The organism is Pseudomonas sp. QD4, assembly GCF_049199125.1.
In the GTDB taxonomy this organism is placed as follows: domain Bacteria; phylum Pseudomonadota; class Gammaproteobacteria; order Pseudomonadales; family Pseudomonadaceae; genus Aquipseudomonas.
This window is the reverse complement of record NZ_JBLZOM010000004.1, coordinates 310,345-335,375: the sequence shown is the minus strand read 5'-3', so window position 1 is coordinate 335,375 and position 25,031 is coordinate 310,345. Positions and strand designations below refer to the sequence as shown.

General features: G+C 64.1%; 27 protein-coding genes. 13 read left to right on the top strand and 14 right to left on the bottom strand.

The features are described 5' to 3' along the window. The first annotated feature begins 349 nt into the window (after window positions 1-349). Window positions 350-793 (top strand): DUF3592 domain-containing protein, encoded by a 444-nt coding sequence (locus tag ACOZJV_RS24575; protein WP_421548710.1) that lies wholly within the window; start codon window positions 350-352, stop codon window positions 791-793. A gap of 4 nt (window positions 794-797) precedes the next feature. Continuing rightward, a complete protein-coding gene (locus ACOZJV_RS24570; protein ID WP_078472376.1) occupies window positions 798-1,385 on the top strand; it encodes a hypothetical protein in 588 nt (195 codons plus the stop codon). A 69-nt stretch (window positions 1,386-1,454) separates the two neighbouring features. Here ACOZJV_RS24570 and ACOZJV_RS24565 read toward each other — a convergent pair whose 3' ends face one another. Further along, the gene (locus tag ACOZJV_RS24565; RefSeq protein ID WP_020297513.1) at window positions 1,455-2,156 is read right to left on the bottom strand and encodes a hypothetical protein; all 702 of its coding nucleotides are present in this window, start codon (window positions 2,154-2,156) and stop codon (window positions 1,455-1,457) included. Between the two features lie 156 nt (window positions 2,157-2,312). Continuing rightward, a complete protein-coding gene (locus ACOZJV_RS24560; protein WP_421548709.1) occupies window positions 2,313-3,239 on the bottom strand; it encodes a LysR family transcriptional regulator in 927 nt (308 codons plus the stop codon). Window positions 3,240-3,334: 95 nt separating this feature from the next. On the opposite strand from ACOZJV_RS24560, the gene ACOZJV_RS24555 reads away from it, so the two are divergent. Both ACOZJV_RS24555 and ACOZJV_RS24550 read left to right on the top strand, forming a co-directional pair. Beyond that, window positions 3,335-4,582: an MFS transporter gene (locus ACOZJV_RS24555; RefSeq protein ID WP_201127804.1), complete on the top strand. Its 1,248-nt coding sequence runs from the start codon at window positions 3,335-3,337 to the stop codon at window positions 4,580-4,582. Between the two features lie 2 nt (window positions 4,583-4,584). Continuing rightward, window positions 4,585-5,409 (top strand): hypothetical protein, encoded by an 825-nt coding sequence (locus tag ACOZJV_RS24550; protein WP_078472373.1) that lies wholly within the window; start codon window positions 4,585-4,587, stop codon window positions 5,407-5,409. A gap of 104 nt (window positions 5,410-5,513) precedes the next feature. On the opposite strand, the gene ACOZJV_RS24545 is transcribed toward ACOZJV_RS24550, so the two are convergent. Both ACOZJV_RS24545 and ACOZJV_RS24540 read right to left on the bottom strand, forming a co-directional pair. After that, window positions 5,514-7,016 (bottom strand): sensor histidine kinase, encoded by a 1,503-nt coding sequence (locus ACOZJV_RS24545; protein WP_078472372.1) that lies wholly within the window; start codon window positions 7,014-7,016, stop codon window positions 5,514-5,516. Continuing rightward, window positions 7,013-7,729 (bottom strand): response regulator transcription factor, encoded by a 717-nt coding sequence (locus tag ACOZJV_RS24540; protein WP_078472371.1) that lies wholly within the window; start codon window positions 7,727-7,729, stop codon window positions 7,013-7,015. The genes ACOZJV_RS24545 and ACOZJV_RS24540 overlap by 4 nt, the downstream gene beginning before the upstream one ends. 155 nt (window positions 7,730-7,884) lie before the next feature. Between ACOZJV_RS24540 and msrB the strand changes: the two genes are divergently transcribed. The 3 genes from msrB to msrA are packed head-to-tail and all read left to right on the top strand — an operon-like array spanning window position 7,885 to window position 10,987. After that, a complete protein-coding gene (gene msrB / locus ACOZJV_RS24535; RefSeq protein ID WP_421548708.1) occupies window positions 7,885-8,403 on the top strand; it encodes a peptide-methionine (R)-S-oxide reductase MsrB in 519 nt (172 codons plus the stop codon). Window positions 8,404-8,446: 43 nt separating this feature from the next. Then, window positions 8,447-10,252 carry a cytochrome c biogenesis protein DipZ gene (locus tag ACOZJV_RS24530; protein ID WP_421548707.1) on the top strand — a complete coding sequence of 602 codons (1,806 nt, stop codon included), beginning with the start codon at window positions 8,447-8,449 and terminating at the stop codon, window positions 10,250-10,252. A 33-nt stretch (window positions 10,253-10,285) separates the two neighbouring features. Then, on the top strand, window positions 10,286-10,987 hold the full coding sequence (gene msrA / locus ACOZJV_RS24525) for a peptide-methionine (S)-S-oxide reductase MsrA (RefSeq protein ID WP_421548706.1): 702 nt from the start codon (window positions 10,286-10,288) through the stop codon (window positions 10,985-10,987). 14 nt (window positions 10,988-11,001) lie between these two features. Here msrA and ACOZJV_RS24520 read toward each other — a convergent pair whose 3' ends face one another. Beyond that, a complete protein-coding gene (locus ACOZJV_RS24520) occupies window positions 11,002-11,409 on the bottom strand; it encodes a GFA family protein (protein WP_078472367.1) in 408 nt (135 codons plus the stop codon). A gap of 64 nt (window positions 11,410-11,473) precedes the next feature. Here ACOZJV_RS24520 and ACOZJV_RS24515 point away from each other — a divergent pair, with 64 nt between their 5' ends. Beyond that, entirely contained in the window at window positions 11,474-11,839 is a 366-nt protein-coding gene (locus ACOZJV_RS24515) for a hypothetical protein (RefSeq protein ID WP_421548705.1), read from the top strand. A 7-nt stretch (window positions 11,840-11,846) separates the two neighbouring features. Here the strand turns inward: ACOZJV_RS24515 and ACOZJV_RS24510 are convergent, their stop codons facing one another. Further along, window positions 11,847-12,476 (bottom strand): SMI1/KNR4 family protein, encoded by a 630-nt coding sequence (locus ACOZJV_RS24510; protein ID WP_421548704.1) that lies wholly within the window; start codon window positions 12,474-12,476, stop codon window positions 11,847-11,849. Between the two features lie 38 nt (window positions 12,477-12,514). Next, window positions 12,515-12,910, bottom strand: coding sequence for a GNAT family N-acetyltransferase (locus ACOZJV_RS24505; RefSeq protein WP_201127793.1), 396 nt, complete (start codon window positions 12,908-12,910; stop codon window positions 12,515-12,517). A 233-nt stretch (window positions 12,911-13,143) separates the two neighbouring features. Between ACOZJV_RS24505 and ACOZJV_RS24500 the strand changes: the two genes are divergently transcribed. After that, window positions 13,144-13,593, top strand: a complete 450-nt coding sequence (locus ACOZJV_RS24500; RefSeq protein WP_078472363.1) for a DUF3592 domain-containing protein — start codon at window positions 13,144-13,146, stop codon at window positions 13,591-13,593. Between the two features lies 1 nt (window position 13,594). On the opposite strand, the gene ACOZJV_RS24495 is transcribed toward ACOZJV_RS24500, so the two are convergent. After that, on the bottom strand, window positions 13,595-14,845 hold the full coding sequence (locus ACOZJV_RS24495) for a 2-aminoadipate transaminase (RefSeq protein WP_421548703.1): 1,251 nt from the start codon (window positions 14,843-14,845) through the stop codon (window positions 13,595-13,597). Window positions 14,846-14,928: 83 nt separating this feature from the next. After that, complete coding sequence (locus ACOZJV_RS24490; protein WP_178102982.1) at window positions 14,929-15,837, bottom strand: LysR substrate-binding domain-containing protein; 909 nt, start codon at window positions 15,835-15,837, stop codon at window positions 14,929-14,931. Window positions 15,838-16,098: 261 nt separating this feature from the next. On the opposite strand from ACOZJV_RS24490, the gene ACOZJV_RS24485 reads away from it, so the two are divergent. Then, window positions 16,099-17,127, top strand: a complete 1,029-nt coding sequence (locus ACOZJV_RS24485) for an amino acid ABC transporter substrate-binding protein (protein WP_421548702.1) — start codon at window positions 16,099-16,101, stop codon at window positions 17,125-17,127. A 54-nt stretch (window positions 17,128-17,181) separates the two neighbouring features. Here the strand turns inward: ACOZJV_RS24485 and ACOZJV_RS24480 are convergent, their stop codons facing one another. From ACOZJV_RS24480 to ACOZJV_RS24460, 5 genes are all read right to left on the bottom strand, one after another. Next, window positions 17,182-17,760, bottom strand: coding sequence for a DedA family protein (locus ACOZJV_RS24480; protein ID WP_421548701.1), 579 nt, complete (start codon window positions 17,758-17,760; stop codon window positions 17,182-17,184). Between the two features lie 815 nt (window positions 17,761-18,575). Next, window positions 18,576-19,007: a hypothetical protein gene (locus ACOZJV_RS24475; protein ID WP_421548700.1), complete on the bottom strand. Its 432-nt coding sequence runs from the start codon at window positions 19,005-19,007 to the stop codon at window positions 18,576-18,578. Between the two features lie 56 nt (window positions 19,008-19,063). Continuing rightward, window positions 19,064-19,819: a hypothetical protein gene (locus ACOZJV_RS24470; RefSeq protein ID WP_421548699.1), complete on the bottom strand. Its 756-nt coding sequence runs from the start codon at window positions 19,817-19,819 to the stop codon at window positions 19,064-19,066. A gap of 56 nt (window positions 19,820-19,875) precedes the next feature. Continuing rightward, a complete protein-coding gene (locus ACOZJV_RS24465; protein WP_421548698.1) occupies window positions 19,876-20,379 on the bottom strand; it encodes a hypothetical protein in 504 nt (167 codons plus the stop codon). After that, a complete protein-coding gene (locus ACOZJV_RS24460; RefSeq protein ID WP_078472357.1) occupies window positions 20,360-20,935 on the bottom strand; it encodes a DUF1444 family protein in 576 nt (191 codons plus the stop codon). The genes ACOZJV_RS24465 and ACOZJV_RS24460 overlap by 20 nt, the downstream gene beginning before the upstream one ends. Before the next feature lie 297 nt (window positions 20,936-21,232). Here ACOZJV_RS24460 and ACOZJV_RS24455 point away from each other — a divergent pair, with 297 nt between their 5' ends. The 3 genes from ACOZJV_RS24455 (at window position 21,233) to ACOZJV_RS24445 (ending at window position 25,020) form a co-directional block, all read left to right on the top strand. Next, window positions 21,233-23,293 carry a c-type cytochrome gene (locus ACOZJV_RS24455; protein WP_421548697.1) on the top strand — a complete coding sequence of 687 codons (2,061 nt, stop codon included), beginning with the start codon at window positions 21,233-21,235 and terminating at the stop codon, window positions 23,291-23,293. Between the two features lie 203 nt (window positions 23,294-23,496). After that, the gene (locus ACOZJV_RS24450; protein WP_421548696.1) at window positions 23,497-24,081 is read left to right on the top strand and encodes a hypothetical protein; all 585 of its coding nucleotides are present in this window, start codon (window positions 23,497-23,499) and stop codon (window positions 24,079-24,081) included. A 72-nt stretch (window positions 24,082-24,153) separates the two neighbouring features. Then, window positions 24,154-25,020, top strand: coding sequence for a hypothetical protein (locus ACOZJV_RS24445; protein ID WP_421548695.1), 867 nt, complete (start codon window positions 24,154-24,156; stop codon window positions 25,018-25,020). Window positions 25,021-25,031: the final 11 nt, after the last annotated feature.

Genomic DNA, 25,031 nt, shown 5'->3' with positions numbered 1-25,031 from the left:
GGTTGATCGAGGGCGAGCCAATGGACTTAGGCAGCGCCCCGCCAGGTGAGTGTTGATCCACTGGCTTGAGATGATCAGGCTGCGGGGGGATTACCGGGGGAGAGGGCTTGGCGCCCAGAAGCGTTGCGCCTGTTGTGCCCCGCCTCCGGAACTTCCGGCGCCGATTGCAGACAAAGTTTTTCCTGCTCTGCGCGCGGCTTTTTCACCTTCGCCAGTGTTGCCCGTGCCAGGCCGGCTCCTGACGTATTTCTGAGCAGTGGCTCACAGCGTCGCGGCAGGGATTTTTTCCTCGGTGACGTTGCTGTTAACGTGGCCTCCCTTATTTCACGGAAGAAGAACGAGGCCGCCCATGGCTCACCCCCCTCAGTCCCATTGGCTGCACATTCTGCGCAGCCTGCTCATCAGCCTGATCGGTATCGTGTTGCTGGTGATCGCCAGCTACATACTCAGCAATCGCCTGGAATTCCTCGACAACGCCTTGACCGCCGACGGCGTGGTCAGCGGTTTGAACGCTGGCGGCTCGCACCCCGAGATCGCATTCAGCACGGCCCAGGGCGAAGCTATTTCCTACCCGCAGGGCGGCTTTATCTTCGGTTACCAGGCCGGCCAGCCGGTCAAGGTGCATTACCTGGCCGAGCGCCCGGCCAACAGCGCCGTGGTCGATGACCCCATGGCGCTCTGGGCCACGCCTGGGGTGCTGGGCGGCCTCGGGCTGATTTTCCTCGGTGCCGGCCTGACGGGCATTTTCAAGCGCAAGGGCCAAGACCCTGCACGCTCTCTGAAAGGACTTTGAACCCATGAGCATCTCCATCCCGATACCGGTCAATGAAAGCCAGTGGCAGTACTCGACCGCGAGCGGAGGCGGCCTGACGGTGGCCCTGGTCGCCGGCAGTGGCGGCTCGATCATCTTGCGCTCGCCCCAGGGCCAGGACGTCAGCTTCCGCTACGGCGGCGTGGGCGTGGGGGTTGGCATCGGTGCACGGCTGCCGCGTATCGGCAAGATCAACATCAAGATCAAGGGCACGGGTGTGGCCGCGGCGGGCGCGGCAGAAGCGTTCCCCAGCACCGGCAAGGTCTTTGTCAGCGATGCGCTGAAGACCCGGGACCTGACCAGCGATGACATCACCGGCCCCTGCGTCTACACCGAAGTGGCGGCGGGCCTGGTGGTCGGCGGTTCGGCCACCGCGCTGTTGTTCGGCCTCGACCCCAAGCTGCTGGCCCTGTACCTGGCCCTCAGCAGCAACCCGGCGACGTCATTGATCGCCGCGCAGTTGGTCAACCGCCAGCTGCTGCAATCGGCCAAGGGCGCGGTGGTCATGGTCGGGATGAATGCCGGTGTGCAAGCGGGGGCGGGGGCGGGGATTTTTCTCGGTTACCTGTTCTGACTCTGAACGGCCCATCGATCGCCCACAAAAAAGCCCCGTGAAGGGGCTTTTCTATTACAGCGGGCGCGGTTACTGCTGCTGTGCGCTGTAGCCTTCAAAGGCGGTCTGCTGCTGGATCGCGGTCACGATGCCTTTACGGGTGGCCGGCTGTTCGTTGCCGTCCTTGTCGAGGAAGGTCTCGCTTTCCAGCTCGGCTTCATCGCCTTCACCGACAAAGCTGAAACCCAGGAACTCAAAGGCTTCACGGTCGACGTTGGCCTTGGAGCGCGGGCGCATCGGCAGGGTGACGCTGATGCCGTCCTTGCTGATGGCGAACACTTCCATTTCTTTCTTGGCCCGTGCGGCCTTGCCCTTGCCGCCGCTCGGGTTGCTGATGGCCTGGTGGGTCTGGTTCAGCACCTTGAGGGCCAGGCTGTAGACCAGTTCCTGGAAGCTCGGGTCGTCCTTGTAGCTGGACAGGATGCGGCTGATCGGGAAGCGTGCGCTGAGGTCTTCCAGGGCGCTGGCGTCGGCGGCCTCGGCGTCCTTGAGCTGCTTGAGCTCGCCCATCAGCTCGTAGGCCTTGTCGTCGTCAAAACGGTCGTGGGCCTGGCGAATCGCGGTGCGCAGCTCACGAATCTGATCACTCTCTTTCGAGCTGTGAAAGGCGTCGAGGACCATCTCGCTGATGGTCTTGGCCTGGGCCACATGCTGGGAAAGATTGATCGCGTTTTCGTATTCAACCTTGCTGGACAAGGCGATCACGGATTCTTCGGTGTTGGAGTCAGGCATTGAAAATCCACTACTTCGTTTAACCAGGTTTGAGGCGTGAAAAGCCCGCGGGCATTTTCAGGTCGCCTAATCTATTGGACCCGGGCGGTGTTGTCACGGCTGAACAGGCCCCTTGGGGCAAAGGATGATGGATCCGATCCCGAATTTAATGGGCCATCATCGACCCCCGTCGGCCCCAAAACCCTTAGATGGGCCCAGGAGTTCATCGATGACCGCCATAAACGCCTCGACCAACTGGCTGCGGCCTTGCTTGCGAGTCAGCATCAGCAGTTGCGCGGTGGCGTCGGGGTCGGTCAGCGGGCGGTAGACCACGCCTTTCTTGGCCAGGGTCCGGGTGCATTCGGGCACCAGGGCCACGCCCTGGCCGGCCGCCACCAGGGCGATGATCGAAGTGATCTGGCGCCCGGCCGGGCCCGGTGTCAGCGCCAAGCCATTGCGCTGGTACAGCTGCTCGATGGCCTCGTTGAGCCCGGAGCCGTAGTCGGCGGGAAACAGAATCAACGGCTGCGCGCTGAGTTGCGCCAGGCTCACCTGCTCCAGGCTGGCCAACGGGTCATCGCTGCTGAGTGCGGCCACCAGCGGCTCGTCACCCAGGGACAGGGCCTGCACCTGGGTCTGTCCATGGGGTGGGGTCAGGCGGCTCAGGCCGATATCGATGCGGCCGTCGACAATCTGCGACCACTGGCTGCCCGAGGCGCCTTCCACCAAGGTCAGTTGTACCGCGGGAAAGCGCTGGGCGAAGGCCTGGATTGCCTGGCTGAAGATATCCGACAGGGCGACCGAACTGGCGTAGCCCAGGGACAGTTGCCCGGCCGAGCCCACGCTCAGCTTGCGGGCGATGACTTCGGCCAGGTCGACCTGCTCCAGCACCGCACGGGCATAGGGCAGGAAGTAACGGCCCTGGGCGGTGAGGGTCACGGTGCGGCTGGTGCGGTCGAACAGGCGAAAGCCCAGCTCGGTCTCCAGGGCGGAAATCTGCCGGGTCAGGGGCGGTTGGGCGAGGTGCAGGCGCAGGGCCGCGCGGCCGAAGTGCAGCTCTTCGGCGACCGTCAAAAAGTAACGCAACCTGCGTAGGTCGAGCATCCTGATCCTTAGGTATTGATCGGTCCGAAATCGGTATTGGTTTGCAACCTGTCGCGCATTCTATAAAGGCCCTTCGTCATAAAACGAGCGGTTTCATGAATTCGCGCCTGCATTGTGCACGCATCGCCCTGTTTCTGTGTGGCTGTGCGGCCTTCCTCAACCTGTACGCCACCCAAAGCATCCTCCAGGAATTTGCCCAGGGTTTTCAGGTGAGTGTCCGCGAGGCCGGCTGGAGCATCACCGTCACCACCCTCGGCGTGGCCATCACCGCCCCCTTTGTCAGTCGCTTTACCGGTCGTTTCGAGCAGCGCTCGGTGATTGTCGGCGCCTCCTTGCTCCTGGCCCTGCCTGCCGTACTCGCGGCCTATGCCGGCAGCTTTACCGAGCTGCTGGTCTGGCGCTTTGCCGAAGGCATGCTGATTCCGGTGGTGTTCGCCACCAGCGTGGCCTATATCGGCGATCGCTGGAGTGGCGGCAGCGTCACCGAAGTGACCAGTCTGTATGTGGCGGGCACCGTGCTCGGCGGCTTTGCCGGGCGTTTTGTCACTGGGGTGGTCACCGAATACGCCGGCTGGCGGGAAGCCTTCGAGCTGCTGGCCGCCGCGAGCCTGCTGATCGGCTTGGCGATCGGCGTGCTGCTGCCGCCCAATCCGCGCCCGCTGACCAAGGTCGCGCCCAGTCGCCTGCTGGCGGTACGCGAGCTGTACAGCAAGCCGCTGCTGGCCGCCTATGGGGTGGGCTTTTGTGTGCTGTTTTCGCAAGTGGCGACCTTTACCTACGCCGGGCTCTACCTCAGCCAGGCGCCGTTTGAGCTGGGCACCGCGGCCCTGGGCGCAATCTATGCGGTGTTCCTGCTGGCCCTGGTGGTGATCCCGATCGCCGGGCGCCTGAGCAAATCGCGACCGCAATCTGAGCTGCTGGTGGGCGCGGCTCTGCTGGGTGTCTGCGGTTCGGCCCTGACCCTGCTGCCGTCGTTGTGGCTGATCGTGCTCGGCCTGGCCTTGAGCTCCACCGGGGTCTTCCTGGCACAGGCTGCCGCCAACTCCTTTACCACCGCCACCGCCCGCCACAACAAGGCCGGCGCGGTGGGGCTGTACCTGACCTGTTACTACCTGGGCGGCAGCTTCGGCGCCGTCGTCCCGGCCATGATCTGGAGCCGCTTCGGCTGGCCCGGCTGCGTGGCGCTGATCATCGGCTTCCAGTTGCTGTCGCTGATGATCGCGGTCAGTGGCTGGAAGCCCGGAACAACCGCAACACCGGTCGCTCGCGATGCCAATGGACGTGGCTCGACCGGGCCCATTCCCCAACCCGATTCATCATCCAATAAGGAATATGTGAGGTGACCATGAGTAACGTACTGACCCAACAAAGTCAGTTGTTGAAGATCGTTGAACCGGTCTTGAACGATATGCCAGCCAGTGTCTTGAAACATGCCCTGTTCGAGGCGTTCTGGAGTGAAGAAAGTGCACTCGTGGATATCGAAAATGCCTTTGAAAAACTCACCTCGCGCCATCAGTCACCGGCCGCGCTGAGGACCTTTTTCGCCAGTTGGTCGAAGACCAACAACTCGGCCACCAGCGTCTCCGGCCTGGCCAATCGCATCACCTTGCTGGCGCGCTCGGAACAGGGCTCCGAAGCCGCCGAAATGCTCTATCGGGCCTGCGGCAGCCTGCAACGCATCACCGACGAGGACCTGGGCGCCCTGGGCAACACCTTGCACTCGGACCTGTTCTACAACATGGCCACGCCGATCTGTGGCGACGACCAGTGGCTGCTCAAGGAAAACTGCCTGCCGTCGGCGCAGTCGTTCAAGGACTGGACCGACGCCCGCCGCCTGCGCGATCGCGACCTGCTGCAAGGGCTGCTGACCACGCTGATCCATGAGGTCTACACCCATGGCGAAGTGGAATTCATCCACCCGCTGTACAAGCAGTGGTTCGTTCGCGACATGGGCGTGCCGGCGGAAAGGGCCCGTGCCACCGTGGCCTGGGTCACGGTGCACACCGGCGGCACCGAGAGCAATCACTTCGCCCATGCGGTGGCGGCGGTGAACGAGTTTGTCGACGCCATGCAGATTCAGATCGACCCGGAAGCCGCGAAGGAAATCTTCGCCGAGTACCTGCGCCGCAAATCCAGCGTGATGTGGGACTGCGCTCAAGTCTTGCAATGATGGGGTAACACCGCCGACTGATGTCAGGCGCTTTTGCCGGGAGTCCTCGCTGGGGGGACTGCCGGCTTTTTTTGCCCGCCGAAAAGCCCTCGTGGTTGCCGGGTTCAGCCTTGCGCCCGCGTGGCCTTGTGCTGCGCCGTGGCGAGGTCCACCGGCAAGCTGAAGCGAAAGCTGGCGCCACGCCCGGGCAGGTCGATCAGGCGGATTTCCAGGCCGTGCAATTGCAGGATGCGGTGCACGATGCGCAGGCCCAGGCCGCCATCGCGACGTGCCCCACCGATGGTAAAGGGGCGCAGAAACAGCCCTTCGCGCAGGTCGGCGGCGATGCCCGGGCCGCTGTCGCTGAGGGTCACCTCCACCATCGGCCCCTGGGGCACCAGGCCGATCTCGATCTCGCCGCCTTCCGGCGTATGGCGCAGGGCGTTGTCGAAGAGGTTGGTCAGCACCCGCTCGATCAGGCCGAGGTCGGCGCAGACCGCGCCGACGTTGGGCGCGAAGCTGGCCTTGAGCTGCACATGGCGCGCCTCGGCGCTGAGTTCGAACTTCTGGAAGATGTCCTGTACCAGGTCGGTCAGGGGGAAGCGTTCGAGCACCGGCTGCACAAAGCCGTGCTCCAGTCGCACCAGCTCCAGCAGCGACTGCGCCAGGCCACCGACCTTGCGGCTCTGGTCGAGGGCGATGCCCAGGTAGCGCCGGCGTTCTTCGGGGGCCAGGCTGGCGTCCTTCAGTTGCAGGGTTTCGAGGTAGCCGTGCAGCGACGCCAGGGGCGTGCGCAGGTCATGGGAAATATTGGCCACCAGCTCGCGCCGCTCCTGGTCCTGGCGGGTGAGGGAACGCCACTGCTCGCTGAGGCGGCTCTGCATGTGGCGGAAGGTGGCGTCGAGCACGGCGATTTCATCGTGGCCCTCGGCGGGCAGCGGTGGGGTCGTGTCCGTGGCCGGGGCGCTGGGGGCGCCATCGATGTCGAACTGGCTGACGGTGTCAGTCAGCTTGCGCAACGGTCGGGTGATCAGGGCAAAGGCCGCCAGCCCGGCGATCAGGCACAGCAGGGCCACCAGGCCGATCGACCATAACGCGATGTTCAAGGCCGCGCTGGTGGCGCCGCGTTCGGCGAAGCGGTCGTGCTCTTCGCTCAGCAGCACCACGTACAGGTAGCCGGCCGGCTGGCCGTTGACCTTCAGCGGGGCAGCGCTGAACACCTTGCGCCCATCGAGGCTGCGCGGGTCATCGCCCAGAATCGGCAGCGCCGCGCCCTCCAGCAGGCGCTGTACCGGTGCCAGGTCCACCTGTTCCCGGCGCAGGCGGCCCTCGGGGGCGGCATTGCCGACGATCCGTCCCGTGGGGTCGAGCAGGTACACCTCGACACTGGGGTTGACCAGCATCAACTGGCTGAACAGCTCGCGCAGGGCACTGGGCATCAGGCCGTTGGCATCCATCAACTGTGTGTCGCGGGCGATGTGCTGGGCCAGGTCGCGGGACAGGCCCTGCACCACCTCCAGCTCATGCATCTGGTTGGCGCGCACCTGGAGCCATGCCGAGGTGCCGCAGCACACCAGCAACAGCAGGGCGAAGACCAGGGACAGGCGCTGGGTCAGGGTCAGTTTCATGCGGGCTCCTGGCTCGCGGCGAATTTATAGCCGCGCCCCCACACCGTGAGGATGCGCGTCGGTTGCGCCGGGTCGCTTTCGATCTTCGCCCGCAGCCGGTTGATATGGGTATTGACCGTGTGCTCGTAGCCATCATGGCTGTAGCCCCACACTGCGTTGAGCAGGTCCATGCGCGAGAACACCTTGCCCGGCTGGCGCGCGAAAAAGTACAGCAGGTCGAACTCGCGCGGCGTCAGGTCCAGGCGCCGGCCGTCGAGCGCCACGTCGCGGGTCAGCGGGTCGATGGCCAAGCCGTCCAGGGCCAGGCTGCCGGCGTCCATCTTCAGGTTGCGCGCCATGGCATCGACCCGGCGCAGCAGGGCCTTGACCCGCGCCACCAGCTCGAGCATGGAAAACGGCTTGGCCAGGTAGTCGTCGGCCCCCAGTTCCAGGCCGAGGATGCGGTGCATTTCGCTGGCGCGGGCGCTGGTGATGATGATCGGGGTGTAGCGGGTCATGGCGCGGGCGCGGCGGCAGATTTCCAGGCCGTCGACCCCGGGCAGCATCAGGTCGAGGATCAACGCATCCCAGCCGCCTTGTTCCAGCAGGCGCAGGCCCTGATTGCCGTCGGCGCTGTGCACCACCTCGAACTGCTCGTCACGCAGGTGCAAGACGATCAGGTCGGCGATGTGGGTGTCGTCCTCGACCACCAGGACGCGTTTGGGCTGTTCCATCGGTACTCCGGGCCTCGCTGCGTAAGGCGCTTATTGTGCGGGGTTTGCGCGCCTCGAGTTATCACGAATTGTTTAACTGTGCGTGAGGATTTGGCGACCACCTCAAGCCTAGGCTGTGTTGAACGCGAACCACGGTGATTTTTCGGGAGAGGCTCATGTTTTCACGGCGACAGTTTCTGCGGGTAGGTGGCAGCCTCGGTGCAGCGGCCCTGGCCATTGGGGTTCTGCCCCGGTTGGTCGGCAGCCCGGTGCTGATCAGCGAGGCCCGGGCGGATGAGGTGTTCGAGGTCAGCCACAGCGACAGCGAATGGCGCACCCTGCTCAGCGCCGGGCAGTACCAGGTGCTGCGCGAGGAGGGCACCGAGCGCGCCTACAGCAGCCCGCTGAATGACGAACACCGTGACGGCACCTTCAGGTGTGCCGGCTGCGCCCTGGAGCTGTTCTCTTCCCGCACCAAGTTCGACAGCCGCACCGGCTGGCCGAGCTTCTGGGCGCCCCTGGAGCAGGCCGTGGCGACCCGCAGCGACCGAAGCTTCGGCATGCAGCGCAACGAAGTGCATTGCCGACGCTGCGGCGGGCACCTGGGGCACGTCTTCGACGACGGCCCGCGGCCCACGGGCCTGCGTTACTGCATGAACGGCGTGGCAATGAATTTCGCGCCGCACGCGGCGTGAACCCTGGACACATTCTTCTACTCACTGAAAAAAGGTCGTCGCCATGTGGCTGCTACTTCTCGCTTATCTCGGCGGTGTGCTGACCATCGTCAGCCCGTGCATTCTGCCGGTATTGCCCTTTGTCTTCGCCCGCACCGGGCAGCCGTTTGTGCGCAGTGGCCTGCCGCTGCTGGTGGGGATGGCCCTGACATTCGCCCTGGTCGCCACCCTGGCGGCGGTGGGCGGGAGTTGGGTGGTACACGTCAATCAGTACGGGCGTTGGCTCGCATTGCTGTGCGTTGCGCTGTTCGGGCTGACGCTGCTGCTGCCGCACCTGGCCGAACGCCTGACCCGGCCCCTGGTGGCAGCCGGCAGCCGGCTGTCGCAAGCCGCGGGCAACGATGCCCGGCCACGGCCTGGGGCGTCGTTGCTGATTGGTGTTGCCACAGGCCTGCTCTGGGCGCCGTGTGCGGGGCCGATTCTCGGCTTGCTGCTGACCGGCGCGGCCCTGCAGGGGGCGAACCTGGGCACCAGCCTGTTACTGCTGGCCTATGCGGCCGGTGCCGCCACCTCGTTGGCCGTGGCCCTGTTGCTGGGCGGCAAGGTCTACGCCGCGATGAAGCGCACGATCGGCGCCGGTGAATGGCTGCGCCGCGGCCTGGGCGCCGCGATGCTGGTCGGGGTTGTGGCCATCGCCCTGGGCCTGGACACTGGGATTCTGGCGCAAGTCTCCACGGCCTCCACCGGCAGCCTGGAGCAGGCACTGGTTGGGCGCCTGGCGGGCAAATCGGCGAACGGCGGCGGGGCGATGATGGCGCAAAACCTGCCACCCCGGGACGCTGGCGGCGGCAGCATGATGGCCGCCGGTGGCGCGATGAAAGCGACCGCCAAGGACCCCGCGCTGCCCATCGAGGGCCAGTTGCCGGCGCTCGACGGTGCGGTGCAATGGCTGAACTCGCCGCCCCTGGATGCGCAAGCCTTGAAGGGCAAAGTGGTGCTGGTGGATTTCTGGACCTACTCCTGCATCAACTGCCTGCGGACCCTGCCGTATGTCAAAGCCTGGGCCGAGAAATACCGCGACCAGGGGCTGGTGGTGATTGGCGTGCACGCGCCGGAGTTCGCCTTCGAACGCGATGTCGGCAACGTCACCAAAGCCATGAAAAATCTCGGCATCACCTACCCGGTGGCGATCGACAACGATTACCGGATCTGGCGCGCGTTCAACAATGAATACTGGCCGGCCCACTACTTTGCCGACGCCCAGGGGCGGATCCGCTATCACCACTTCGGCGAGGGCGACTATGCCGAATCGGAACGGGTGATCCAGCAGCTGTTGCGTGAAGCCGGCAACGGCAACGTCAACGGCGGCCTGATCCAGGCCGATGCCCGGGGCGTGCAGCAGGCACCCGACATGAGCACGGTGGCTTCGCCGGAAACCTACGTCGGCTATCAACGCTCCGAGCATTTTGTGCCCGAGGCGAGCCTGGCTCCCGACACGGTGGCGGCCTACCAGGCCCCCGCCAGCCTGACCCTGAACGACTGGGGCCTGAACGGCCAGTGGCAAGTGGGCGCCGAACGCGCGGTGGCTTCGGCTGCCGGGGCGGGGATTGTCTATCGCTTCCATGCCCGTGACCTGCACCTGGTGCTCGGCCCGGGCGCCGACGGCAAGCCGGTGCGCTTCAAGGTGACGATCGATGGCCAGGCCCCGGGCGCGGCCCACGGTGTCGACGTCGCCCCGGATGGCAGCGGCAGCGTCACCGAACAGCGTTTGTACCAACTGCTGCGCCAGCCGGGTGCGGTGGGCGATCGCACTTTCAGCATTGAATTTCTCGACCCGGGTGTCTCGGCCTACGCCTTCACTTTCGGTTGAGCCGCCGTACCTTTCTGTCAGGAGTCATGCGCCATGCACACGTCTTTCAAACGCTTGTTACTGGGCCTGGCCATGGCCGGGGTGGTCGGCCAGTGTTGGGCTTTTTCCTTTGGCCGCAGTGAAGAACCGGTGGTCATCGCGGCCCCGGCCCTGGATGAAATCTCCCAGGCCCACAGCGAAACCGCAGTCTTTGCCGGGGGCTGTTTCTGGGGCGTGCAGGGGGTATTCCAGCATGTGAAAGGGGTGCACCGCGCGGTTTCCGGTTATGCCGGGGGCGCGGCCGATACCGCCCGGTACGAACGGGTCAGCGACGGTGATACCGGGCATGCCGAATCGGTGCAGGTGACCTTCGACCCGACCCAGGTCAGCTACGGCAGCCTGTTGCAGATTTACTTTTCAGTGGCTCACGACCCCACCGAACTCGACCGCCAGGGCCCGGACAGCGGCACGCAATACCGATCGGCGCTGTTTGTGCAAAGCCCTGAGCAACAACGGGTGGCCCAGGCCTATATCGCCCAGCTCGACGCGGCCCATGTGTTCGGCAAGCCCATCGTCACCCGGCTGGAGCACGACAAAGGCTTCTACCCAGCCGAGGATTACCATCAGGACTTCCTCACTGAGCATCCGGCGTACCCCTATATCGTGGTCAACGACCTGCCCAAGGTTGCCCACCTGAAACAGCTGTACCCGCAGCGCTACCAGGAGCAGCCAGCGCTGGTCAAAGGCGGTTCCTGACCCGTCGCTGGCCGCTAGGGTATTTGCGGCCAGGTGTCGGTGATGTCCAGCCAGCAGGCTTTGGAGTCGACGTGGATATGCTGTTGGCGCGCCGCTACTAACTCGCTGTCGAGGGTCCCCAGGGCCACCGAGACCCAGTCCGGGAAGTCGCCGGCGCTGTTCGACCAGAACAGGCTTGAACCGCACACCCCGCAGAATTCGCGAAGCACCGTCGGTGATGAGCGATAGGCGCGCAGCTGGTCCTGGCCGCCGAGCCATTCAAGGGCCGCGCGCCGCACGCTGCCGTAGGAGGCAAAGGCGGCGCCGTGGGATTTGCGGCACTGGCCACAGTGGCAGTGGCTGACCGCCTTGATCGCCTGGTGCAGGCGATAGCGCACGGCGCCGCACAGGCAGCTGCCGTCGTAGCAGGGAAGCTCGGACATTGGGTTCATAGGCTCGCAGGGCTGATAACAGTGACGGCGCACATCATATGGCGTTTGCCACCCGGTGTACCTTACTCTCCCCGAGCCCGGCTCCAGGTCACCCCGCACTCAAGGAACGAGTCATGAACCGCACGCTCTGTATCGCCACCAGCCTTTCGATCATTGCTTCGTCCCTGGGCGGGCGCGCAATGTCGGCGATCGCTATGCCAGCCTGAGCAGTGATGCCTGCCAGGCCCCGGGCGGTGAGCCGGCCGGGAGTTACACCTGTGGTCTGGACGCCAAGCTGGAACGCGCCGAGGCGCCCAAGGCGAAACGCAGCCTGGGCGACAAGTTCGACGATGCCTACATCGGCGCCTGGACCACGGTGTTCGTGATTGCCCTGTTGCCCCTGGTGCTGATCGGCCTGGCGGTGGACAAGGCCACCGATTGAGCCTTGATCAGTAGAGCCACTTGCGCACCAGGCTCTCGCCATAGCGGGCACCGAGCAGCGCTTCGCCGGCGTCATCGTCGTCGTGGACCTCAGCCAGGCAGCGCAGCATCAGGGCGTCGAGGTAGTCCTGGGTTGAATCGAAAAACCGCGTCAGGGCCGGCTCGGTGTCATGGTCAAAGTAGTAGACCGCCCCGTCCTGGCGGTGGAAACAGAACATATTGCCGTTGCCCAGGTAATCCCCAAACGCGACCAGGGCCTCGACCAGCGGCAGGTCCAGGTTGTCTTCATAGATATCGGTGATGCCGGGATAGGCCGCCAGCAGCGGCTGGATGCACACCGGGCCGTGCTGCACGCTGCACAGGGTTTCGGCCAGGGACAGCGCCCCCAGTTGCAGGTGGTACTGACGCAGGGGCGCGGGCAGGGCGCAGCCCAGTTGCTGCTCCAGCGCCTGGATGGCGCCTTCAGCGACCGGTGTCAGGGTGGGGGCCGAGACATGGCCCTCCCACAGGGCGGCGTAAGCCTTGATCACGGCCTGATACCAGGCCAGGTGCGCCTGCGGATCGGGCAGCGCCGGCCATGCCAAGGCCGGGCAATCGGCAGGTGGCCAGGTGTCGGAGGTGTTATCGAGGTCGGACATGGGGCTTCCTTGCACGGTGGCGGTGAGTGGGGCAGGGATTATGCAGGATGTCGCGGGCGTTCCATGGCGATGTTCGAGCGGGCAAACCCCAGTTTTTCGAAGAACGCCTCGGCACCGGGACGGCCGGCGCGCAATACCCAGGTGATCTGCGGGTCGTCGCCCATGATCTGCTGCACCAGCCCACGGCCGATGCCTTGGCCCCGGTGTTCGCTGGCGACCACCACCATCGACAGGTAACCATTGGACAGACCGTCGCTGATGCCACGGGCAAAACCGACCACCTGTCCATCCTTGAACGCCACGGCAGTGTGCTGGGAGTGGGCGATCAATTGCGCAAAGTGCGAGGGCGACCCGATGCGGTGGCCCCAGCCATTGGCCCCGAGAAACAGCCGTACGGTTTCGATTTCCTCAGGGAGGATCGGGTGGATTTGCATGTGTTTACTCCTGGCCACGGCCTTGCCTAACGTCAGCGGCCCACCTTAGCGGGGGAGGCCTGTTCTGTGAACTGCGGCTTTATCGGCGGCTGAAGACGGTGGAACTTCCGGCCAGGCCCGCAGCCCAATTGCTGCATGGCACCCGCTCGTGGCGGGTGGCCCGGGCGGTTTTTCACCCCGTAGGGTTCTGCTATGGTGGCCGCCTCTTCAACGGATGAGTATCGAGACCGCTTATGGCTTACGCCCCTCACTCGCGCTCCGGCGGGATGTTCTCCAGCCTGTTGATCACCCTGATCGGCGCCGGCCTGCTGTTGATCGCCGGCAAGGTCGCCAGCGACCGTTATGACTTTGTCTCCGAGGCGAAAGTGGCCCAGGGCCTGGTCAGCGAACTGAACGCGGGCGGCGCGCACCCGCAGATCGACTTCACCAGCATCGCTGGCGAGAAAATTTCCTACCCCCAGGGCGGTTTTATCTTCGGTTACCAGATCGGCCAGCCGGTGCGGGTCCTGTATTCCCCCGAGCGTCCGGCCAATAGCGCGATCATCGATGACCCCTGGGCCCTGTGGGCCACGCCGGTTGTGATCGGCGGCCTGGGCCTGCTGTTTGTGATCTGCGGCGTGCCGGGGCTGATCAGGCGCAAGCCCCGGCGCGTCACCCGGGGCAGCCTGCTCAAGGGCCTCTGACCTACGCCAGGCCGGCGAGGCAGGCCTCAAGGATATCCAACCCTTCTTCGAGCACTTCGGGCTCGATGGTCAAGGGCGCCAGCAAGCGAATGATGTGCCGCGCCTTGCCGCTGGGCATCAACAGCAGGCCGGCTTCGCGGGCGCTGGCCAGCAGCGCGCTCAGTTGCTCGGGCGCCGGTGCGCCCTCAGGGGTGACCAACTCGATACCGCGCATGGCGCCGACCCCGGTCAGGCGTCCCAGGTAAGGCGAAATTTTCTGCGCCTGCCAGCGCTGGTAGCGCTCGACAATCGCCTGCTCCTGGCGCTCACCCCATAGTTGCAGGTGTTCATCGCTCATCTCGTCCAGAGTGGCCAGGGCCGCCGCGCAGGCCAGTGGGTTGCCGGAGTAGGTGCCGCCCAAGCCGCCCTTGGGCAGGTTGTCCAGCAGCTCGCGGCGCCCGACCACCGCCCCCAGGGGCACGCCACCACCAATGCTTTTGCCGAGCAGGATCAGGTCCGGCTCGATGCCCAGGCGCGAGAAGGCGAAACGCTGCCCGGTGCGGCCGAATCCGGACTGGATTTCATCGACGATCAACACAATCCCATGCTGGTCGCAGAAGCGTCGCAAGGCCCGGGCGAACTCCGCATCCAGGGCCAGGAAGCCGCCTTCGCCCTGGACCGGCTCGACGATGAAACAGGCGACGTCGGCCACATCGATTTCCACGCTGAACAGCCGCTCCATGGCCTTGAGGGCCTCGGCGCAGCTGACGCCATTGTCCTTGCTGGGGAAGGGCAGGTGATACACCGGGCCCGGCAGCACCCCAACCTTCTGCTTGTAGGGCGCGACCTTGCCGTTGAGGTTGAGGGTGGCCAGGGTGCGGCCGTGGAAGCCGCCGTCGAAAGCGATCATCGCCGTGCGCCCAGTGGCGCCGCGCACGATTTTCAGGGCGTTCTCCGCCGCTTCCGCACCGCTGTTGGTGAGCATGCCGCTGACCGGGTAACCCACGGGGATAAAGTCTGCCAGGCGCTGCATAAAGTCGATGTAGGGACCGTGGGGGGCGGCGTTGAACGCGTAATGGGTGAGTTTGCCCGCCTGCTCCCGGATCGCCGCCACCACCCGCGGGTTGCAGTGCCCGAGATTGAGCACGCCAATGCCGCCGACAAAATCGATGTAGCGCTTGCCGTCGCCATCCCAGACCTCGGCATTTTTGCCGTGGCTGAGAAGGATCGGATGGACGATGGAAATCGAACGGCTGATGGTCTCGCTGCTCATGCTGAGGGGCTCTGGTTGCCTGGAACGTGGCGCTATCTAAGCCAACAGCCGGTGCTTGTCGCAAACGAAATAAAGTCGCCGGGTCAGTATGAAATTTCCGAATGTGTGGCCGCATCCCGCGCCACGTCTTCGACTATCCAGTCGAGGAAGGCCTTGACCTTGGGGATCTGCGCGGTGTGTTCGGCGTGGGCGACAAAGTGCGCGCCGCTGCTGGGCAAGGGGTAGTCCCAGGGAATCACCAGGGTGCCCTGGGCCAGTTCGTCGGCCACCAGGTACCGCGGGATCAGCGCCACGCCATAACCGCATTGGGCCGCGCGGATGCACATGTAAAAAGTGTCGAAGCGCGGCCCGTGATAGCTGTTCTGCGAATGCAGGCCCTGGGCCAGGAACCATTGGTGCCAGGCCTCGGGGCGTGAGGTGCATTGCAGCAGGGTGTGCTGCGCCGATGGCGAACTGTGCTCGGCGACAAAGTCCGGGGCGCACACCGGCACCACGGCTTCGCGAAACAGTTCGATGCAGGTCGCCCCCGGCCACGACCCTTGGCCGTAGAAAAAGGCGATATCGGCCTTGGCCTGCAACACATCGAAGGGCTCCAGCTCGTTGCGGATCTCCAGGTGAATGCGCGGGTGGCGCTGGGCGAAATGCTTGAGCCTGGGCACCAGCCAGCGGTCGCCGAAGGTCGGCTGGGTGGCGATCCGCAGCACTTCGGTTTCGCCGCCATAGGTCTGGATGTAGCGGCTGGAAATGTCGACCTGGGTCAGGATCTTGTGCACCTCGGCCAGGTACAGCGAACCGGCCGGGGTCAGGAACAGACGCTGGCGTACCCGCTCGAACAGGTTCTGGCAGAGCATCTCCTCGAGTTGCGCCACCTGCTTGCTCACCGCGCTCTGAGTCAGGTGCAGCTCCTCGGCGGCGCGGGTGAAACTCAGGTGGCGGGCGGCGGCTTCGAAGCATTGCAGGGCTGTCATGGAGGGGGTCAGGCGTTTGGAAATCACAGGCTGTCCTGGTGCGGGGGGCGGGAGTTCATTCCTGGGCGGAACGGGCTGTTGCCGAAACATCGTTTGTTCAACCGGCGGCAACCGACTAATACTGGCCGGCCTCGAAGATTTCAAGCCTTATCCGGTTTGAAGGATGAGCACCGCACCACCCTTGCGCGCTTGCGGGCACGCGACGAGCCACAGCGCCGTTGCGGCCGGTGAACCTACCCGGCTCAGGACTTACGTGCCGAACAAGAAGAAAAATGGAGATGTTGCATGAACCCAGTTAAATCCACCCTCGCATTGTTCGCCGCTGCCGCCTTGCTCGGTGCCACGGCCACCGCCCAGGCGGGGGCGACCCTCGACGGCATCCACAAGAAAGGTTTTATCCAGTGCGGCGTCAGTGACGGCCTGCCGGGGTTCGGCGTGCCGGATGCCCAGGGCAAGATGGTCGGTCTCGACGTCGACGTGTGCCACGCCGTGGCTGCCGCCGTGTTTGGCGATGCCTCGAAAGTGAAGTTCAGCCAGCTCACGGCCAAAGAGCGTTTCACCGCGTTGCAGGCCGGTGAGATCGACGTTCTTTCGCGCAACACCACCTGGAGCAGCTCGCGGGATGCCGGCATGGGCCTGGTATTCACTGGCGTGACCTACTACGACGGCATCGGTTTCCTGATCAACAACAAGTTGGGGGTCACCAGCGCCAAGGAGCTGGATGGCGCCACCGTGTGCCTGCAGGCCGGAACCACCACCGAGCTCAACGTGGCCGATTACTTTCGCGCCAACGGCCTGAAATTCACCCCCATCACTTTCGACACCGCCGATGAAAGCGCCAAGGGCCTGGAGGCCGGGCGCTGCGACGTGCTGACCACCGACCAGTCCGGGCTCTATGCCCAGCGCCTGAAAATGGCCACCCCGGACGACTTTATCGTGCTCCCGGAAATCATCTCCAAGGAACCCCTCGGCCCCCTGGTCCGGCGCGGCGACGCCGAGTGGTTCAGCATCGTCAAGTGGACCCTGTTCGCCATGCTCAACGCCGAGGAAATGGGCATCACCTCGGCCAACGTCGAAGCCCAGGCCAAGTCCACCCAGAACCCGGACATCGCCCGCTTGCTGGGGGCTGATGGCGAGTACGGCAAGGACCTGAAACTGCCCCGCGACTGGGTGGTGCAGATCGTCAAACAGGTGGGTAACTACAGCGAAGTCTTCGAGCGCAACGTGGGGCAGGGCAGCCGCCTGAAAATCAAGCGCGGGCTCAATGCGCTGTGGAACAACGGCGGGATTCAGTACGCACCGCCGGTGCGCTGAGGTCCGGGTGTGTGCCCGTCCGCCCAGGCGGTCGGGTGCGCCGTGGTGCCAGGCTCAGGCCGCTTGCCGAGCCTTGGCCCGCCGGTGGCGAATCAGCGCCGCGGCGACAAACAGCAGCACCACCCCGATAAAGATGGGCAAACGATAGGGTTTGAGATTGCCCAGAAAGTGTTCCAGCGCCTCACCGGCCCAGTACCCGGCCGTGACGAACAGCGTGGCCCAGACCGCAGCGCCGAGCATGTTCAACAGGGTGAAGCGCCACGGTGACAGCCGGCTGGCGCCGATCACCATCGGCCCGACCAGACGCATACCGTAGAGGAATCGCACCGCAAACACCGAGGTCGAGGGGTAGCGCTCGATCAAGCCCTGGACCCGCTCGATCGCCGCCTGGTGCCGCTTGAGCTTGGGCAACAGCCGCGCGCCGAAGTAACGCCCGCTCCAGAACAGCATCTGGTCCCCCAGCATCCCGCCGACACTGGCCCAGGCAATCACCGGCCACAGTTTCAGCACCTGCTGGTGCGCCGCCATGCCGCCCAGAATCAACACCGTTTCGCCCTCCAGCAGGCAACCGATAAACACCACCCAGTAACCGTATGTGGCGAGGAGGGCGTTGAGGTCGAGGTGTTCAAACATGAGGGGCAGGCCTTGTGGTCAATCAGCGATGGTCAGAAAAGTGAGTGGCTGGCGGTGGGGGAAGTTCCCGGGTTTTTGGCCTGGGTCGCCAACTGCCAGGGCGAACAACCCGCCCCAGTGGCGAGGGAGCTTACTCCCGCTGGACTGCGCAGCAGTCCAGGTATTGGCAGCCGCAGCGCACAGGTGTGTCAGCTCCGGCCAGGCGGGAGCAAGCTCCCTCGCCACAGGTCCGTTGTGGGGCCTTGAACCAGTGGCGCTACCCCTTGAACGGCGTTGCTTTGATGACCATAGACCAAGCAATGGCTTTCTGAATGACAGGGATCAACCGGCCGAGCAGGCCCATGAGCCGTTATAAAGTGCTGCCCAATAGATCGAACAACCGGCCCCCAGTGGCGAGGGAGCTTGCTCCCGCTGGACTGCGCAGCAGTCCCGGTATCGGCAGCCGCAGTGCACAGGTGTGTCAGCTCAGGCCAAGCGGGAGCAAGCTCCCTCGCCACAGGTCCGGTGTGGGTCCTTGAACCAGTGGCGCTGCCCCTTGAACGGCTTTGATGACCATAGACCAAGCAATGGCTTTCTGAATGACAGGGATCAACCGGCCAAGCAGGCCCATGAGCCGTTATAAAGTGCTGCCCAATAGATCGAACAACCGTCCCCCTGTGGCGAGGGAGCTTGCTCCCGCTGGACTGCGCAGCAGTCCCGGTATCGGCAGCCGCAGCGCACAGGTGTGTCAGCTCCGGCCAGGCGGGAGCAAGCTTCCTCGCGACAGGTACGGTGTTGACCCTTGAGCGAGTGGCTCCAACCCTTGAGGGGAGCCTTCAGGGCAGCCACTCCTCCGTATGTCGATGGCGCCCCAAACCCAGTGCAGCAAAGCCATCGACGTCTTTTTCGCCTGCGCAGACCCCGAGAAACCCCAGGGCAGCATTGAGTGCGTCGGGCGCCACCCGGCTCTCACGCAGCCCTCCGTCACTGAACAATAGACAAGCCTGAGACCCACCTCCCGCGAAGTGTTCGGCTTCCACATAGACCAGCGGCGCGGGGCGAGCGGCCACGGCGAGTTGCTGGATAAAGGCTTCTGGCAGGTATTCGCCATCGGTCATGGGCAGCACTGGCAGCCCGAAGCGTTCCAGCAGCGCGTGGCTCAGCGGCAGCAACGCCAGCCCCTGGGGCAACTCGATGCTTGGGCAGGCGTTGAACAAGGCGTCAGTGAAGACCACAGGTGGGGCGATCAGTGCTTGCAGGACATACATGGCGTGTGTGCAAAACCTTCAGTGAGTTGGGGGCCGTCAGGCGTTGACCACCTGTTTCAATCCGCCTCGGCTTCCCGGGACGGCACAAACAGTTCGGTACTGCCCGTAGGCTCGCTGTGCCAGGCGTGGGTCACGGCTTTCAGGGCGGCCTCGCTGTAGGTCTTGAAGGCAATCTCGGCGATGCCGAACGCCTCGTCATGGATCACCGAGGCTTGCATGTCCTCGCCCTCGAATTCCTCGATCCCAAGGTAATTCTCCTTGGCCTGCAAGTGCAGGCGCCGCACCAAGTGCTGCGCCACACGGGGATCGATGGGCAGCGGTGGGGCAAACTCCCAACCACTGTCGCCCAGGGATTTTGTGCTGCCCAGCGCCAGGACAAAGGCCGCCTTGTAACGGTTGCGCAGGGCACCTGGAACCAGCGTTCGCCAGACCTCCCGGGCAATGGCGCCTCGGCCCATGCCGATGCCTTTGACATGGCGGGCGAAGTCCTGCTGCTGGGTGATGTCCTGCCACTGTTCCACGCTCAGCAATTGCTCATGCGGCGGCTGGCTTTCCAGTTCGAACTCGATAAAGCGCCCGTTCTGGTCGATCAGCTCGCCGCACAGGCCGGGCATGCCGGGGAAGTCCAGTTCCAGACTGAGCAGGATGCTGCGCGCCCAGTCGACGCCCCGGGCGGCGCCGGCCTCACGCAGCGCCGGCGGCAGGCCCTGTTGGCGCCAGTGCAAGGCGCACGTCGTCAAGGCATGGGCGGCGAGGGCGTTTTGCTCCTGCACGTTCAACTGGCGCTTTTTCAACAACCGGGCAATGTCCAAGGCGCATCCTGTTCCTGAAGGTTGAGGTGATTTCGCGCGGGCTCAGCGTGCCCAACTCAACGGCAAAACAGCTGGATATTACGCGACGACGGGTAACGAATCTCGACCGTTGCCCCCGCTTCGACCAATGCCTGCTGCCAGACCTCGAGCGCTGCCGGCCAGGCGTCCAGCACCTGGAACACGCCTTCGGCCAATCGCTGTTTGGCTTCCTGCGGGCTGAGCCGCGTCGCCTGGCGCAGCAGGCTGAACACTTTCGCTGGCTGGGGCCCGACATCGATGACCCACAGCGCAGGGTTCAGGGCGGGCAACGGCGGGTACTCGGGGAAGGGGCCATGCTCGGCTCGTAATTGCTCCATGGCTACTGCATGGGGCAGATGGGCCAGGGCCTGGGCGCTGGACAGGTGCTCGTCGCAAAACCACTCCAAGCCGTGCGCCTGGCCCGCGGCGCCCTCGGGCAACGCGCGGAAGTCGGCGAATGACACCGCGCCGCCGCCTGTGCCGCGATGACCGTACTCGCAGCGAAAGTCGTTGTGGCACAGGTCACAGATCGGCGGTTTCATGCAGCGCCTCCCAGGTGAAGTGGTTTCGGCGATACAGGGTCGAGGTCAGGGGGTGGCTGATGTCGCCCTGCAGGCGTTCGCACAGTTGATGCAGTTGCGCGATGCCGGTGGTGTTGGCGGCGTCGGTAAAGGCCAGCACATCCCGCGCCGGCAGGGCGGCGATGGCGCCGTTGGGCAGCAGTTGGGCGTACCACTGCGACCAGAATTCATCCAGCAGGAGCAGGCTGGCCTCAAAATGGCCGTCCAGCAGCACCGCAAACAGCTCGCCGTGGGCCCGGACGTCAGCCCGTTCCTCGGCCAGGGCCGCGAGGTTGCGCAGGCCGATCAGGTGCAGTGCCTGCGGGCTGATGCCGGCCTGATCCAGGTGCCGTTGCTGCACATAGGCAAATGACTCGCCTTCATCCACCAGGTACGCCACCAGCAGGTCCTGGGCAAAAGGCTGGAGGATTGGGCTGTCGGCGGGAGACAGCGTCAGTTCGATCACGTCCGAGGCGGGCGCCTGGACCTTGAGGTAGGCAATCGCCCGTTGGCAAAACGCTTCAGCACTGGTCGGCATACGGTTCCCTGTTCACGACGATGATCGGACGGCGAGCGCCAGGGTAACGCGGGCGCCGCCGTTGCGGAATGCAAGTGCTGCGCTGGAGCCACGAACGGCGCTTTTTCACCCCAGGTGCACGGCAGCTGATCCATATCAAACTGCCATCAGAGAAATGCCTGTAAAACACTTTTATGCGCAACTCCGTGAGGTTGTGCGCCCCGGTCCGTGTGGACACGTGCCCGGTGATACCCATAAAAATAGATGCCGATAACTGCCGAGGAGACCACTCCAGGCAGTTCTTAAAGGAATAACCTGATGGCTTTCTCTCTGTCACGCTTGGCCATTCTTGGCGCGGCGTTGCTCTGCGTTCACTCCGTCCAAGGCAATGAGCCGATACCGGCACCTGCTACTGTCCAGACCACCCCCCCTGCTGAACCAACCCTGGTCGAGCGCGGCCTGTATGTGGCGCAACTGGGCGACTGCATCGCCTGCCACACCGCCAAGGGCGGGGCGATCATGGCCGGTGGCCTGGAACTGAAAACCCCCATGGGCACCATCTACTCGAGCAATATCACCCCCGACCCGGACACCGGCATCGGCCGCTACAGCTTCGAGCAGTTCGACCGCGCCATGCGCGAAGGCGTGACCCCCAACGGCAGCCATTTGTACCCGGCGATGCCATATCCGTCCTACGCCAAGATGACCGAAGAGGACATGCGTGCGCTCTTCGCCTACCTGATGGACGGCGTGGCGCCGGTGGCGCAAGCCAACCTCGAAGCCGACATGGGCTTCCCCTTCAACCAGCGCTGGGGCCTGTGGTTCTGGAACCTGGTGTTTGTCGACAACAAAGAGTTCGAAGCTGACCCGAAAAAAGACGCCCAGCTCAACCGTGGCGCCTATCTGGTCCAGGGCCTGGGCCACTGCGGCTCCTGCCACACGCCGCGCGGCATCGCCTTCCAGGAGAAGGCCATGAGCGACAACGAGTCCGGCGGCGAGCATTACCTGGCCGGCGAGACCGTGGAAGAGTGGCGCGCCCTCAGCCTGCGGAACCTGTGGACCGTGGAAGACACGGTGCAACTGTTGAAAACCGGGCAGAACCGCTTCGCCACCGTGGCCGGCAACATGGCCGATGTGATCAACCACAGCACCCAGCATATTTCCGATGCAGACCTGACGGCGATCGCCGCCTACCTCAAGTCCCTGCCGGCTGGCAAAGACGACCTGCCGATGCCGTCCCAGCCACTGACCCCGGCCGCGCCACCGAGCAACCTGTTCAGTTCGCGTGGCGGCCTGGGTTATGCGCAGTTCTGCTCCGACTGCCATCGCCAGGACGGTGGCGGCGTGCCGCAGATGTTCCCGGCGCTGGCGGGTAACCCGAGCATCGCCTCGGCCAACCCGACCTCGCTGCTGCACATCACCCTGACCGGCTGGCAGACCGCGCAAACCGCGGCCCACCCACGGGTCTACACCATGCCGGGCTTTGCCCAGCTGGCGGATGAAGAGATTGCCGAGATCCTCAGTTTTGTCCGCAGCAGTTGGGGCAACACCGGCTCGGCCATCAGCCCCGCGCAGGTCAAGGCCATGCGTGCCCAGCTCAGCCCGACGGTTGAAAGCACCTTGTTCGAAACCCCGCGCCTGGCCAATCTGCTGGCCGCACCCAACGCCGAGCAAGTGGTGCGTGGCATGCGCCTGCATCTGGAAACCAAGGCGCTGTTGCCGGACAACGTCGGCAACTCCCTGAACTGCACCAGCTGCCACCTCAACGCCGGCACCGTGGCCGACGGCTCGCCCTTTGTCGGAGTTTCGGCGTTCTTCCCTGGCTATGCGCCGCGGGCCGGCAAGACCATCACCCTGGAAGAGCGCATCAACGGTTGCTTCCGTCGCTCGATGAACGGCAAGCCGCTGCCGGTGCAGGGCACGGACATGCAGGCGATGGTGGCCTACTTCGACTGGATGAAAAACAACACCAAGCCCGAAGACAAAGTGGCCGGGCGCGGTGTCGGCAAGATCGACCCGTCGCTGACCCCCAACCCGGAACGCGGCCAGCAGGTCTACGCCAAGCAGTGCGCGGTGTGCCATGGCGCCGACGGTGAAGGCCTGAAACGCGCCGACGGCAGCCTGATCTTCCCGCCGCTGTGGGGCGAGCAGTCGTTCAATATCGGTGCCGGCATGGCTCGCACCAACACCGCCGCGGCCTTTGTCAAACGCAACATGCCCATCGGCTTCCATGAAAAATTCCCCCTGGGCCAGGGCGGCCTGAGCGACCAGGAAGCGCTGGACGTGGCCGAATACTTCTCCCACCAGCCGCGTCCCGACTTCCCGGACAAGGTCAAGGATTGGCCCAAGGATAAAAAGCCGGTGGATGCGCGTTACTGATTGCGCTCACCGCGTGTCACCCCGTGCCGGCGTCTGCCTGACAGGCAACGCCGTCCGCGCCTTTGGCGAAAGAAAGAGCAGGCGCCGGCAATCGGTGCCCCGGTAAAAACTCCTCAGCGGCCTGTGGCCCTGAGGTAGGATTGCCGATCTTTTTCAATGGCTGCCACCCCTTGGCAGCCGTCCGCCATGCTCAAGGACGAACGATGAAACCCACATCCCTGTTGTTGCTCTGTCTGGCGTTGGGCCTGGGCCTGGGTGGCTGTACCCGCCTGTCGACACTCAAGGCCACCACCGTCAGCTATCGCTTGCCGGAAGGCAGCGGGCCCACTGCGCAAATCCGCATCATCGCCAAAGGCATTGTTCGCGGCGTGCCCAGCAGCGACTGCATCGACTGGCGCAAGCCCGACTCGGGGTTGATGGTCCGTCCCCACGGCAATCGCCCCAACCCCAACTTCCGCTCCCTGGGCATGCCCATGAGCGCCGAGGCCGACCGCCTGCGGCGCAGCGACGACTTCGGCGCCAACGAGCTGAAAATACCCGCCAACCGGCCGTTCGCCCTGATGTTCAGCAACAATGAGCGCCCCAAAAACAGCGACTTGATCTACAGCTGCGCGCAGTCGGTGCGCTTCACCCCCGAAGCCGGGGTCAACTACCAACTGGTGTTTATCCATGACACCCAGCAGCAATGCCTGGCGCTGCTGCGCAAGATCGACGGCCAGGGCAATGCCCTGCCGGACGAAGTGAAGCTGGAAAAAGCCGACTATTGCAGCGCCGATGCCCGGCCTTGATGCAGTGAGCAGATCCGCGCCTGGTGCCAGCCCCTGCAGCAATAAGCCCTATTCAATAAGGATGGATTGAACATGACGTATAGCTTTGCAAGCGAACAGGAAGCAGCGCAGGCCATGCTGTTGGAAGTGGCCGGGTTGCTCAATCGTGAAACCATCGACTATGCGGTGATTGGCGGCTGGATCCCTTACCTGTTCAACGCCAAGCCCATTCGTCATACGGGCACGTATGACGTCGACATCATTCTGAATGCGGCGCTGAGCAAAGAGCATGTTATTCGGGCTCTGGACTCAATGGTTAAGGACTCGGGGTATATGCGGGCGCCAAAGAACGCGTTCCAGGTGTACAGAAAGCTGGTGGTCAACAATGAACCGATGATTTTTCATGTGGATTTTCTGCACAGGAAATATGCGGATGATTCAGCCGACCTGATTATGCAGTGGGGGCGTTATGAGTCCATCGCGACCCCGGGCACGGATGTGATCTTCACTGAAAAAGAAGCCAGGTATCAGGTGGTATCGGGGCTGGCCATGGATGGAACGGAAACCTTTCTGAAGGTGCCTTTCGCCACCGAAGCCGGCTTCCTTTCGTCCAAGGGACGCTCGGTTGGTTTTGGAAAGCGCTTGCGAGATGCCTTCGATATATTCCTGATCATCAATCAGTCAAACAACATCGCTGAACTGACGGAGCGCAGTCAGCAACTGATGAAAAGTTCAATATTCGCGGCTTCCATGGCGCGTTTGGAGCACGAGTTCAATAAGAGATCTGCCGCCGATGATGCCGCCGCTTTTATCGTCAAACTTGCTCCCGAACATATCCCAGGCTTTGTCGAGGACGCAGACAAAGCGCAGTTGGCCAATACTCAAAAGGCCAAAGAGTGGGTTCTGAAAGTGGTCAATGAGTTTTTGACTGCGATAAAGCCAGTGCACCGCGCCGGCTGATTTCACCCCGA

Coding starts and splice junctions, on each gene's coding strand:
- ACOZJV_RS24575 (WP_421548710.1), top strand. CDS start 350: ATGGCTCACCCCCCTCAGTCCCATTGGCTGCACATTCTGCGCAGCCTG.
- ACOZJV_RS24570 (WP_078472376.1), top strand. CDS start 798: ATGAGCATCTCCATCCCGATACCGGTCAATGAAAGCCAGTGGCAGTAC.
- ACOZJV_RS24565 (WP_020297513.1), bottom strand. CDS start 2,156: ATGCCTGACTCCAACACCGAAGAATCCGTGATCGCCTTGTCCAGCAAG.
- ACOZJV_RS24560 (WP_421548709.1), bottom strand. CDS start 3,239: ATGCTCGACCTACGCAGGTTGCGTTACTTTTTGACGGTCGCCGAAGAG.
- ACOZJV_RS24555 (WP_201127804.1), top strand. CDS start 3,335: ATGAATTCGCGCCTGCATTGTGCACGCATCGCCCTGTTTCTGTGTGGC.
- ACOZJV_RS24550 (WP_078472373.1), top strand. CDS start 4,585: ATGAGTAACGTACTGACCCAACAAAGTCAGTTGTTGAAGATCGTTGAA.
- ACOZJV_RS24545 (WP_078472372.1), bottom strand. CDS start 7,016: ATGAAACTGACCCTGACCCAGCGCCTGTCCCTGGTCTTCGCCCTGCTG.
- ACOZJV_RS24540 (WP_078472371.1), bottom strand. CDS start 7,729: ATGGAACAGCCCAAACGCGTCCTGGTGGTCGAGGACGACACCCACATC.
- msrB (WP_421548708.1), top strand. CDS start 7,885: ATGTTTTCACGGCGACAGTTTCTGCGGGTAGGTGGCAGCCTCGGTGCA.
- ACOZJV_RS24530 (WP_421548707.1), top strand. CDS start 8,447: ATGTGGCTGCTACTTCTCGCTTATCTCGGCGGTGTGCTGACCATCGTC.
- msrA (WP_421548706.1), top strand. CDS start 10,286: ATGCACACGTCTTTCAAACGCTTGTTACTGGGCCTGGCCATGGCCGGG.
- ACOZJV_RS24520 (WP_078472367.1), bottom strand. CDS start 11,409: ATGTCCGAGCTTCCCTGCTACGACGGCAGCTGCCTGTGCGGCGCCGTG.
- ACOZJV_RS24510 (WP_421548704.1), bottom strand. CDS start 12,476: ATGTCCGACCTCGATAACACCTCCGACACCTGGCCACCTGCCGATTGC.
- ACOZJV_RS24505 (WP_201127793.1), bottom strand. CDS start 12,910: ATGCAAATCCACCCGATCCTCCCTGAGGAAATCGAAACCGTACGGCTG.
- ACOZJV_RS24500 (WP_078472363.1), top strand. CDS start 13,144: ATGGCTTACGCCCCTCACTCGCGCTCCGGCGGGATGTTCTCCAGCCTG.
- ACOZJV_RS24495 (WP_421548703.1), bottom strand. CDS start 14,845: ATGAGCAGCGAGACCATCAGCCGTTCGATTTCCATCGTCCATCCGATC.
- ACOZJV_RS24485 (WP_421548702.1), top strand. CDS start 16,099: ATGAACCCAGTTAAATCCACCCTCGCATTGTTCGCCGCTGCCGCCTTG.
- ACOZJV_RS24480 (WP_421548701.1), bottom strand. CDS start 17,760: ATGTTTGAACACCTCGACCTCAACGCCCTCCTCGCCACATACGGTTAC.
- ACOZJV_RS24475 (WP_421548700.1), bottom strand. CDS start 19,007: ATGTATGTCCTGCAAGCACTGATCGCCCCACCTGTGGTCTTCACTGAC.
- ACOZJV_RS24465 (WP_421548698.1), bottom strand. CDS start 20,379: ATGAAACCGCCGATCTGTGACCTGTGCCACAACGACTTTCGCTGCGAG.
- ACOZJV_RS24460 (WP_078472357.1), bottom strand. CDS start 20,935: ATGCCGACCAGTGCTGAAGCGTTTTGCCAACGGGCGATTGCCTACCTC.
- ACOZJV_RS24455 (WP_421548697.1), top strand. CDS start 21,233: ATGGCTTTCTCTCTGTCACGCTTGGCCATTCTTGGCGCGGCGTTGCTC.
- ACOZJV_RS24450 (WP_421548696.1), top strand. CDS start 23,497: ATGAAACCCACATCCCTGTTGTTGCTCTGTCTGGCGTTGGGCCTGGGC.
- ACOZJV_RS24445 (WP_421548695.1), top strand. CDS start 24,154: ATGACGTATAGCTTTGCAAGCGAACAGGAAGCAGCGCAGGCCATGCTG.